This window comes from Lacticaseibacillus sp. 22, assembly GCF_055413445.1.
The window spans coordinates 1-731 of record NZ_JBVAYD010000074.1; the positions used below are offsets into that span (position 1 = coordinate 1).

Consider the following 731-nt stretch of genomic DNA (forward strand, 5'->3'; position numbering starts at 1 on the left):
TTCCACCTTCAATAGGAGCATGAGTGAAAGGCACGTTTATTGTTGGAGAATTAATTTCTGCGCTGTCAACCTCAATTGATTGCAACTTTTTGATATTCAACACTGCTTGCTGAATGCTCTGATCGACCCATTTTGAGCCGTCGTAATACTGCAATGCTGTGGCATCGTTAAGCGTTTTCCCGTGCCACCACAGGTCGCCTTTCTTGGGGCTTGTGGGTGTTCCCAACTGAATGTACGTGTATGGCACATCCTTGCTTCCGGGAACCCCTTGTGGCCCTTGTGGTCCCTGTGGACCTTGCGGACCAGTTTCACCTTGTGGGCCCTGCACTAGTTGCCAAGAATAAAGTGCTGGATTGGTGCTGTCAGCTTGCGTAAAGTCTGTATAACTACCAATGTACTTACGAGAACCCGGAGTATCCAGCGAAAAGTTCGTTCTACCATCACTGCTATCGGCGTATGCGATATGGAAGTACGGTGTCTTGCCATCAGCACCCGGTTTCCCTGGCACCCCATCTTTACCATCCGCACCGTCTGCACCTTTGATCAGCGACCAGTTATAGTCGCTTGGATTCGTACTGTCGCCAGATGTGAAGTCACTGTAGAAGCCAATGTACTTGCGGTTAGGATCAGTGATTGAGAAGTCGGTCTGGCCGTCTTGGCTGTTTGCGTAAGCAAAGTGAGCGTAGGAAGTACGACCATCAGCACCCGGTTTCCCCGGCAAGCCTTGATCG

Annotated in this window: 1 pseudogene; it reads right to left on the reverse strand. The window is 50.3% G+C overall.

Annotated features, from left to right (window positions below):
• Positions 1–731, reverse strand: a pseudogene (locus tag ACWP87_RS13785) (phage tail protein); the annotation flags it as partial.